This is a genomic window from Pigmentiphaga kullae, assembly GCF_004216695.1.
Taxonomy (GTDB): domain Bacteria; phylum Pseudomonadota; class Gammaproteobacteria; order Burkholderiales; family Burkholderiaceae_B; genus Pigmentiphaga; species Pigmentiphaga kullae.
Genome location: NZ_SGXC01000001.1, coordinates 2,946,452 through 2,955,282, shown reverse-complemented (window position 1 = coordinate 2,955,282; position 8,831 = coordinate 2,946,452). Strand labels below are relative to the sequence as shown.

Annotated in this window: 9 protein-coding genes; 2 read left to right on the top strand and 7 right to left on the bottom strand. The window is 67.8% G+C overall.

The features are described 5' to 3' along the window. Window positions 1–306 precede the first annotated feature (306 nt). The 7 genes from nadC to EV675_RS14190 all read right to left on the bottom strand — a co-directional run bounded on the left by nadC (window position 307) and on the right by EV675_RS14190 (window position 6,706). On the bottom strand, window positions 307–1,209 hold the full coding sequence (gene nadC, locus EV675_RS14220; RefSeq protein ID WP_130357849.1) for a carboxylating nicotinate-nucleotide diphosphorylase: 903 nt from the start codon (window positions 1,207–1,209) through the stop codon (window positions 307–309). Between the two features lie 110 nt (window positions 1,210–1,319). After that, a complete protein-coding gene (locus EV675_RS14215; RefSeq protein ID WP_130357848.1) occupies window positions 1,320–2,249 on the bottom strand; it encodes an NUDIX hydrolase in 930 nt (309 codons plus the stop codon). A gap of 7 nt (window positions 2,250–2,256) precedes the next feature. Continuing rightward, window positions 2,257–2,478: a hypothetical protein gene (locus EV675_RS14210; protein WP_087836870.1), complete on the bottom strand. Its 222-nt coding sequence runs from the start codon at window positions 2,476–2,478 to the stop codon at window positions 2,257–2,259. Between the two features lie 81 nt (window positions 2,479–2,559). Continuing rightward, complete coding sequence (locus EV675_RS14205) at window positions 2,560–4,074, bottom strand: 3-hydroxyacyl-CoA dehydrogenase (protein WP_130357847.1); 1,515 nt, start codon at window positions 4,072–4,074, stop codon at window positions 2,560–2,562. Between the two features lie 25 nt (window positions 4,075–4,099). Then, window positions 4,100–5,251, bottom strand: a complete 1,152-nt coding sequence (locus EV675_RS14200) for an acyl-CoA dehydrogenase family protein (RefSeq protein WP_130357846.1) — start codon at window positions 5,249–5,251, stop codon at window positions 4,100–4,102. A gap of 11 nt (window positions 5,252–5,262) precedes the next feature. Next, complete coding sequence (locus EV675_RS14195; protein ID WP_130357845.1) at window positions 5,263–5,904, bottom strand: TetR/AcrR family transcriptional regulator; 642 nt, start codon at window positions 5,902–5,904, stop codon at window positions 5,263–5,265. A gap of 97 nt (window positions 5,905–6,001) precedes the next feature. Beyond that, entirely contained in the window at window positions 6,002–6,706 is a 705-nt protein-coding gene (locus EV675_RS14190; protein ID WP_130357844.1) for a riboflavin synthase subunit alpha, read from the bottom strand. A 309-nt stretch (window positions 6,707–7,015) separates the two neighbouring features. Here EV675_RS14190 and kdpF point away from each other — a divergent pair, with 309 nt between their 5' ends. Together kdpF and kdpA are read left to right on the top strand one after the other, a co-directional pair. Next, entirely contained in the window at window positions 7,016–7,105 is a 90-nt protein-coding gene (gene kdpF, locus EV675_RS14185; protein WP_130357843.1) for a K(+)-transporting ATPase subunit F, read from the top strand. Continuing rightward, window positions 7,105–8,814, top strand: a complete 1,710-nt coding sequence (gene kdpA / locus EV675_RS14180; RefSeq protein ID WP_130357842.1) for a potassium-transporting ATPase subunit KdpA — start codon at window positions 7,105–7,107, stop codon at window positions 8,812–8,814. The genes kdpF and kdpA overlap by 1 nt, the downstream gene beginning before the upstream one ends. Window positions 8,815–8,831 lie beyond the last annotated feature (17 nt).

Here is an 8,831-nt window from a genome sequence, read left to right as displayed (position 1 = left end):
TTTTACGTCTGTCAAATCGTCGTTAGCGCTGCTAATTTCGATTCGTCAGACCCCTGCTGCACTACCACCCTGCCGCAAGGCCCCTTCTTTTGGTCAACTGCTTCGCTGCGCCCGCTTATGCGTAACCGCCGCTGAAACTGCCTTCCTCACTCTTCGCACTTCCCGCTGCCCTGCGCCTGTTGCCGCTGCGGTTGCGTTGTTTGCGTCGAGAAAGAGACTATAGCACGGTTTTTCTGGCGTGTGCAACTCGGCCCCCGTGAAAGGGAAGAAAGCCGTCCCTGTGGCTTCCTTCCCTATATATAGCGACTACGCGGGCGTGTGATCCAGCCCGATGTCCAGCACGCCCACGCTGTGCGTCAGCCAGCCGATGGAGATCAGGTCCACGCCGGTGCGCGCCACGGCCGGCGCGGTCTGGGGCGTGATGCGCCCCGAGGCCTCGGTCACCGCGCGGCCGTCCACGCGGCGCACCGCCTCGGTCATGGTCTCGACGCTCATGTTGTCCAGCAGGATGGCGTCCACCTTCAGTTCCAGCGCCTCGTCCAGTTGTTCCAGCGTGTCGACTTCCAGTTCTATCATCACCAGGTGCCCCACGCCGGCCCGCGCACGCCGCACCGCCTCGGCGACACTGCCGGCGATCGCCACGTGGTTGTCCTTGATCAGCACCGCGTCGTCCAGGCCGAAGCGATGATTGGAGCCGCCGCCCACCCGGACCGCATATTTCTGCACGATGCGCATCCCCGGCATGGTCTTGCGGGTGCACACCACGCGCGACCGGGCATCGCCAATGGCGTCGACCACGGAGGCCGTCGCCGACGCAATGCCGCTCATATGGCACATGAAATTGAGCGCGGTACGTTCGGCCGTCAGCATGGCGCGCGAATTGCCCTCCACCACCGCAATGACGTCTCCCGGCTGGATACGGCTGCCGTCGGGCTTGCGCACGTCGACGCGTATGTCCGGATCGATCAGGCCGAACGCCAGGCGCGCCACGTCCGTGCCGGCGACCACGCCGGGCTGGCGGGCCACCATGGCGGTCCGGCCGCGATGTCCGGCGGGCACGATGGCGTTCGTGGTCAGGTCGCCCGCCCGGCCCAGGTCTTCCAGCAAGGTGGCGCGCACCAGGGGTTCGATCATGACCGAAGGCAACGGCGCGACGTCCCACGCTTCCTGGGCGCCTCTGCCGTGGGCGCCGGACTTATATATGCTCATTCTGAGTATTTTCCGTTGAAAAAAATCGCGGCTCTAGCCGTCTTCGTTATGCTAAGTATGAGCATAAGGGCTGTCAATACGTGGAAACCTGAAAGATACGTTCCGGTCGCTTAGTTTCCGCGAACCAGCGGGAGCTTGCTGCCGCTCAGTGCGCGCTCCAGCATCACGTCGCCGCGGAACCGGAAGAGTTTGGCCGGGCGCCCCGGCGTCTCGGTGGATTGGGCGCCGGTTTCCTCGACCAGTTGCTGCTGCTCGATGAAGCGGCGGAAGTTCTGCTTATGCAGCGACCGCCCGGCCAGCGCCTCGACGGCCTGCTGCAATTGCAGCAAGGTGAAGGCCGGCGGCATCAGTTCGAACACCACGGGGCGGTACTTGATCTTGGCCCGCAGGCGCGCGATGCCGGTAGCCAGGATGCGGCGATGGTCGTGCCGCATGGGCTGGCCCAGGTGCGGCAACCCGGTCCTGCCGGCGCGGCGGATGGCTTCGTGCACCAGCCCCGCCTCGAACAGGAGTTCGTAGCGTTGCAGGACCAGTTCCTCGTTCCAGGCACGGCCGTCCAGGCCGAAGCAGACCTCGGCCCGCTGCTGCCGGGTCCGGCGCTGGGCGGCATCGGCCCCCGCCCGGCACCATTCGCGCAAGGCACTATCGATCAGTTCTCCCAGCTCGGCCGACGGCGCGCGCCGGTCTTCCCAGGGGAAATAGCGGTACCAGCCGTGCCAGGCGGCATCGGCGCCGGAAACCGGCCCCTGCCGCGTCAGGGCCAGGTAGCTGATGGAAATGACGCGCTGCTCGGTTTTCTGCTCGGTGCGGTCGCGGTCGGCGAAGGTATAGAGCTGCTCGACGTAGCCCAGCGGGTGGTGCGTCTGCTCCTCCACCCAGGCGCGCAGGCCGGCCTGCAGCGAACGATGGCCTGATTCGAAGGGGCCGGACGGCAGCATGCGTCCATCGTGCGTGGTCAGGACCAGCGGCTCGGCATCGGTGGCGGCGACGAGCACCGCGACCAGCTCGGCCGCCAGGGGGTGTTGGCTGGCGACAGTCAAGGGCGTCTCATTTCCTGCGCAAGTCGCTCCAGTCGGCGGTGGTGATGGCCAGCACGGCCGCCACCCAGGTCACCATCATCGCCAGCCAGCCGGTATAGCTGGGGTAGCCCCTGGACAACACGTAGGCGCTGCAGCCGATCGCCACCAGCACCAGCCACGGCGCGCGACGGCGGGCATAGCTGCTGCGCGTGTCCTCGGGCTGCCGGCGGGGGTCCATGAAGAGTCCCATTACATCCTCCATCAAACAGCGCCGCATTTTAGAAGATATGGCGCCGTCCCCGCCGATCTCTTTCGTAGCCGCGCGCAGAACCTAGCGCTCGAGCAGCGACATCCCCAATTGGGCCCGGCGCTGCAGCCACAGGCTGGGTCGATAGCGCATGTCGCCGGTCACCCGCACGATGTTGCGCAGGATCTCGACGATGCGGGCGGCGCCCAGCGCGTCGCCCATGGCCAGCGGCCCCTTGGGGTAGCCCAGGCCCAGCGTGACGGCGCGGTCGATGTCCTCGGGCGTGGCGATGCCCTGCTGGGCGATCTCGCAGGCGATGTTGACGATGGTGGCGACGATGCGCTGGGCGACGAAGCCGGGCGAATCCTGCACCAGCGTCACCGGCGCGCCGTCGCTGGAGAAGCGCGCCACGGCGGCGTCCCGCCACGCCTGCGCGGTCAGCGGCGTGGCCATGAGCGTGCGGCGGCGCCCTTCCGGCAGGCCGTGCAGGATGTCCACGGCCACCGTGCGGCGGGCATCCAGGCCCTGGTCGCAGGCCGCCGTGGTGGCATCCTCGCCCAGGGGAGTGACCACGATCAGGGCATCGTCGCCAGGGCGGTCGCCCTGCTGCACCCGCGCGCCCAGGCGCTCCAGCAGCTCGACCACCTCGGCCCGGCCCTCGGGGCGCGCCGGCGACACCCAGACCTCGGGCATATGCGCGACCGACGGCGGCGGCGCCTCGGGCGCGATCTGCTTCTTGCCGTCGACATAGGCATAGAAGCCCTGGCCGGTCTTGCGGCCCAGCAGTCCGCCGGCCAGGCGCACCGTGGTCAGCGGCGACGGCCGAAAGCGCGGCTCGTCGAAGAACTGGCGGTAGATCGACTCCATCACGGGATGCGAGACGTCCAGGCCGGTCAGGTCCATCAGTTCGAAGGGCCCCATCCTGAACCCGGCCTGGCCGGTCATGATGGCATCGACCTGGGCGCAGTCGGCCACGCCCTCCTGCAGCAGCCGCAGTCCCTCGGTATTCAGGCCCCGGCCGGCGTGGTTGACGATGAAGCCGGGCATGTCCTTGGCGCGCACGGGCGTATGCCCCATGCGGCGCGCCAGCTCCGTCAGCGCGTCGCCCACCGCCGGGTCGCTGCGCAGGCCGTCGATGACTTCCACCACCTTCATCAACGGCACGGGGTTGAAGAAATGGTAGCCCGCCACGCGCGCCGGCAGCCGGCACGCCGCGGCGATCGCTGTGATGGACAGCGACGAGGTGTTCGAGGCCAGGATGCAGGCCTCGCCGACGATGTCCTCCAGTTGCCGGAACAGCCCCTGCTTGGCATCCAGCCGTTCGACGATGGCCTCGACCACGAGATCGCAGTCGCGCAGCTGCGCCAGGTCCTCGCACAGGGTCAGCGCCTGCAGCGCCGCCTCGGCCCGGGGCGCGTCCAGCCGGCCCTTCTGCACCAGCTTGTCCCAGGTGTCGCGCAGGCTGTCGCGCGCCGACGCGAGCGCCGCCTGGGCGGTGTCGTACAGATAGACGCTCAGCCCGGCCTGGGCGGCGATCTGGGCGATGCCCCGCCCCATGGCGCCCGCGCCCACTATCCCCACGCTATTGATCCGTGCCATTTATCCCTGCCTCCCTTGGCGGCCCTCAGGCCGTGTATGCCTTGATGGTTTCGCGCGCGATGACGAGCTGCTGTATTTGCGAGGTTCCCTCGTACAGGCGGAACAGGCGGACGTCGCGATAGAAGCGTTCGACCGCATACTCGGCAATGTAGCCCGATCCGCCGTGGATCTGCACGGCGCGGTCGGCCACCCGCCCCACCATCTCGGTGGAGAACAGCTTGCAGCAGGAGGCCTCCAGCGTCGTCGACTCGCCCCGGTCGCGCTTGCGGGCCGCGTCCAGCACCATGGTGCGGGCGGCGTAGGCTTCGGTCTGGCTGTCCGCGATCATGGCCTGGATCAACTGGAAGTCGGCGATGGCCTGGCCGAACTGCCTGCGTTCAGTGGCGTAGCGCACGGATTCGGCGATCAGCCGCTCGGCCATGCCGACGCAGACGGCCGAGATGTGCAGACGGCCCTTGTCCAGCACGCGCATGGCCGTGCGAAAGCCGTTTCCCTCTTCCCCGCCCAGCAAGGCGCTGGCGGGCACGCGGCAGTCGTCGAACACGATGTCGCAGGTCAAGGAACCGGCCTGGCCCATCTTGCGGTCCGGCTTGCCCAGCGTGATGCCGGGCGTGCCGGCCTCGACCAGGAAACACGAGATCGCGCCCGATCCGCGCCCTTCGCCCGTGCGGGCCATGACGGTGTACAAGCCGGCGATGGGGGCGTTGGTGATGAAGCGCTTGGTGCCGTTCAGGACGTAGTGATCGCCGTCGCGGCGCGCCGAGGTCCGCAGCGACAGGGCGTCCGACCCCGCGTCCGGTTCGGTCAGCGCGAACGATCCGACCAGTTCGCCGCTGGCCAGGCGCGGCAGGTAATGATTGCGCTGCTCGGCGGTGCCCGCCAGCACGATGGCCTGCGAGCCGATGCCGATGTTGGTGCCGGCCAGGGAACGGAAGGCGGGCGACGTGCGGCCCAGTTCCATCGCGATCAGCACTTCTTCTTCCATGTTCAGGCCCAGCCCGCCGTACTCCGGCGCGATGGACAGGCCGAACAGTCCCAGCGCCTGCATCTCCTCGCGCACCTGCGGCGGGATCACGCCGGTTTCGGCCACTTCGGCCTCGAGCGGAACCAGGCGCTCGGCCACGAACGTGCGCGTGGCCTCGATCAGCAACTTCAAGGTATCGGCATCCAACGACATGACAGTCCCCATTAGGAAGTGGCGGCCGGCCTGACGCACAGGCCGGCGGATAGAAGTTCGAAATAGTCGAGCGCGATCTGTTCGGCCGTGCTGCCGTGGCCGGGCTTGAACCAGCGCGCCATCCAGTTGAGCAGCGACAGCACGGCGCGGCCCGAGGTCACGACCTGCCCCGGCCGGAACACGCCTTCGCGCGCGCCCTGCTCCAGGATCCGGCGCAGCAGCCGCTCGTAGGCGTCGCGCAACCGCGCGGCGTCGTCGCGGTAGCTGGGGCTCATGCCGCTGAAGCCCACCAGCATGGCGACGAAGCTCCAGTAGTTGCGTTCCAGGTAGGCGGCATGCGCCGTCATGAAGACGCGCAGCTTGTCCAGCGGGGCCGGCTGGGCGTTCACCGCCGGCACGACGGCATCGGTCAGGCCTTGCAGCGCCTGGAGGATGATGGCGTCGTAGATGTCCTGCTTGGTGGCGAAGTAGTGATAGATGGCCGGCTTGGAGACACCGATGGCGGCGGCCAGCTCGCCGATGGAGCTGCTTTCGTAGCCGCTTTGCGCGAACAGCTTCGAGGCTTCCAGCAGGATGCGCTCGCGCGCGTCGGCCACCACGGGCGGGCGGCCCTGGCGGCGCCGGGGAGCGGGGCGGGAAGCGGGCGTGGACATGGCGATCGCATTTATTTACCGAACGGTAGGTAAATAATACCAGCCGCGAACAGGACCGCAACCCTCGCAAACCCGGGGGCGCGGCCCCGGGAACCGGCTACTTCAGCGACTTGGGCGCGGGGAACAGGTCTTCGAGCTCGATTCCGCGCTCTTTCAGCACGGCCTCCAGCAGCGGCTGGAGCTTGCCGAGGCTTTCCTGCACGGTCTCGCGCACGGTGTCGACCACCACCTGGGTGCCGCGCTCGATCTCGATGTTGAGGCGGTCGCCCACCTGCTTTTGCTCGAACGTGGTCATGCGCCGCGTCTCGGGAATCAGCCAGACCTCGAACCAGCCCTCGGTCCGGTTGACCTCGGCCACGGTCAGGCTGGCGCCATTGATGGCGATATAGCCCTTGGCGAAGATGTACTTGCGGAAGGCCTCGGGAATGGTGAAGCGCATGACGCGGTTCGTGTCGGAACTGCGAATGCCGGCGATGGTGGTGGTGAAGTCGACGTGGCCGGACAGCGGGTGGCCGCCGATCTCGGCGCCATCCTTGGCGGCGCGTTCGACGTTGATGCGCGAGCCCACGCCGTATTCGGACAGCGTGGTGATGTTCAGGCTCTGCAGCATGACGTCGAACGAGGCGGCCGTGGGGCTGGCGATGCCGGTAACCGTCAGGCAGACGCCGTCCACCGAGACGCTGGCGCCTATGGCCAGGTCCTGGCAGAAGCCCGGCGGGAACTCGAGCGTGAAGGTGCGCAGGCCCTCGCGGTCGTTCATGGCGGCGATCTGGGCGGTGCCCTGGATGATTCCGGTAAACACGATATTCCTCGGCGCGTGGGGATGGCGATCCCCGCATTGGTCATGGGCGATAGCTTAACGCGACCCCGCCCGCGGCGATTTTTACGCCATTTTTATACCCGCCCGCCCAAGCTATACCCCGTTTTTACGCCCGTCTCCTTACGCTGGCAGACGTCGGGCATGGGGACGAAAAGGCCGTCCCCGCCCATCGAGGAGTCCGCATCGGCGGGAAAAAATGGATCTCATCTACCTGTTGGGCCTGGTCGTCATCGCGCGCGCGACCATCGGGCTGATTCAGTTCTGCGCGGCGCTGTCGCCAGGAGAAACGCCATGACCTGGCTGCACCTGGCCGGCGCCGTGGCGGCCGCGGCCCTGTTCGTCTATCTGCTCGCCGCCCTGTTCAAGGCGGAGAAATTCTGATGGATACCAAGCTGCTTCTTCTGTTGGCGCTTTATCTCGCGGTCCTCCTGGCGATCGCGCCCTTCCTGGGCCGCTACATCCGCCTCGCCATGGATGGCGGCCCGTCGCGATGGACCGCCTGGGGCCGCCCGGCCGAACGCCTCATCTACCGGCTTGCCGGCATCGACCCGGCCCTGGAAACCGGCTGGAAGGCCTATGCCGTGGCCGCCGTGGCCTTCAACCTGGTCGGCCTGGTCGCCCTGTATGCCCTGCAACGCATGCAGGGATGGCTGCCGCTGAACCCCGCCGCGCTGGGAGCGGTGGCGCCGGACTCGGCCCTGAACACGGCGGTGAGCTTCGTCACCAACACGAACTGGCAAGGCTACGCGGGCGAGACGACCATGAGCTACCTGACCCAGATGCTGGGCCTGGGCGTGCAGAACTTCGTGTCCGCGGCCACCGGCATCGCCGTGCTGTTCGCGCTGATGCGCGGACTGGCGCGGCACAGCGCGGGCACGGTCGGCAACTTCTGGGCCGATCTGGTGCGCTCGACGCTGTACGTGCTGCTGCCCCTGTCGCTGCTGCTGGCGTTGTTCCTGGTCAGCCAGGGCGTGATCCAGAACTTCGACGCCTACCAGACCGTGCATACGCTGGAGGGCGCGTCGCAGACCCTGCCCATGGGGCCGGTGGCCTCGCAGGAAGCCATCAAGCTGCTGGGCACGAACGGCGGCGGCTTCTTCAACGCGAATTCGGCGCACCCCTTCGAAAACCCCACGGCGGCCAGCAATTTCCTGGAGATGCTGGCGATCTTCCTGATCCCCGCCGCGCTGTGCATGGCTTTCGGGGAACTGGTGGGCAGCCGCGCCCAGGGCGCGGCGATCCTGGCCGCGATGACGGTGCTGTTCGTGCTGTTCGTGCTCGCCACCGGCTACTTCGAACAACACGCCAACCCCATGCTGGCGCAGCCGGGCATCGACGCCGCGCCCTCCGCGCTGTCGGCCGGGGGGAACCTGGAAGGCAAGGAAAGCCGGTTCGGCATCGCCGCCAGCGCCCTGTTCGCGGTGGTCACGACGGCGGCCTCCTGCGGCGCGGTCAACACGATGCACGATTCGTTGACGGCGATGGGCGGTTTCTCGCCTCTGCTGCTGATGCAGTTGGGCGAAGTGGTGTTCGGCGGCGTCGGCTCCGGCCTGTACGGCATGCTGGTGTTCGCCATCACCGGCGTGTTCATCGCCGGCCTGATGATAGGCCGCACGCCCGAATACCTGGGCAAGAAGATCGAAAGCCACGACATGAAGATGGTGGCCATCGTGCTGCTGGCCACGCCGCTGCTGGTGCTGCTGGGCACGGCGGTGGCCGTGTCGCTGCCCGACGGGCAGGCGGGGATATTCAATCCGGGCGCCCACGGTTTCTCGGAAGTGCTGTACGCGCTGTCCTCGGCCGCCAACAACAACGGCAGCGCCTTCGCCGGCCTGTCCGCCAACACGCCCTTCTACAACGTGCTGCTGGCCCTGGCGATGTGGTGCGGCCGCTTCGGGATCATCGTGCCGGTGCTGGCCCTGGCCGGATCGCTGGCCTCCAAGCGGCGCATCCCCGCGGGCCCGGGCACCATGCCCACCACCGGGCCGCTGTTCGTCGTGCTGTTGATCGGCGCCGTGCTGATGGTGGGCGCGCTGACCTACATTCCCGCGCTGGCCCTGGGGCCGGTGGCGGAACACCTGCAACCCTGAACGCCTGGACGGGCATC

What these genes read in the sequence shown, in the direction of transcription:
- EV675_RS14205 (WP_130357847.1), bottom strand. Translation starts at nt 4,074, where the DNA reads ATGGCACGGATCAATAGCGTGGGGATAGTGGGCGCGGGCGCCATGGGG.
- kdpF (WP_130357843.1), top strand. Translation starts at nt 7,016, where the DNA reads ATGACCTGGCTGCACCTGGCCGGCGCCGTGGCGGCCGCGGCCCTGTTC.
- EV675_RS14200 (WP_130357846.1), bottom strand. Translation starts at nt 5,251, where the DNA reads ATGTCGTTGGATGCCGATACCTTGAAGTTGCTGATCGAGGCCACGCGC.
- kdpA (WP_130357842.1), top strand. Translation starts at nt 7,105, where the DNA reads ATGGATACCAAGCTGCTTCTTCTGTTGGCGCTTTATCTCGCGGTCCTC.
- EV675_RS14195 (WP_130357845.1), bottom strand. Translation starts at nt 5,904, where the DNA reads ATGTCCACGCCCGCTTCCCGCCCCGCTCCCCGGCGCCGCCAGGGCCGC.
- EV675_RS14210 (WP_087836870.1), bottom strand. Translation starts at nt 2,478, where the DNA reads ATGGGACTCTTCATGGACCCCCGCCGGCAGCCCGAGGACACGCGCAGC.
- nadC (WP_130357849.1), bottom strand. Translation starts at nt 1,209, where the DNA reads ATGAGCATATATAAGTCCGGCGCCCACGGCAGAGGCGCCCAGGAAGCG.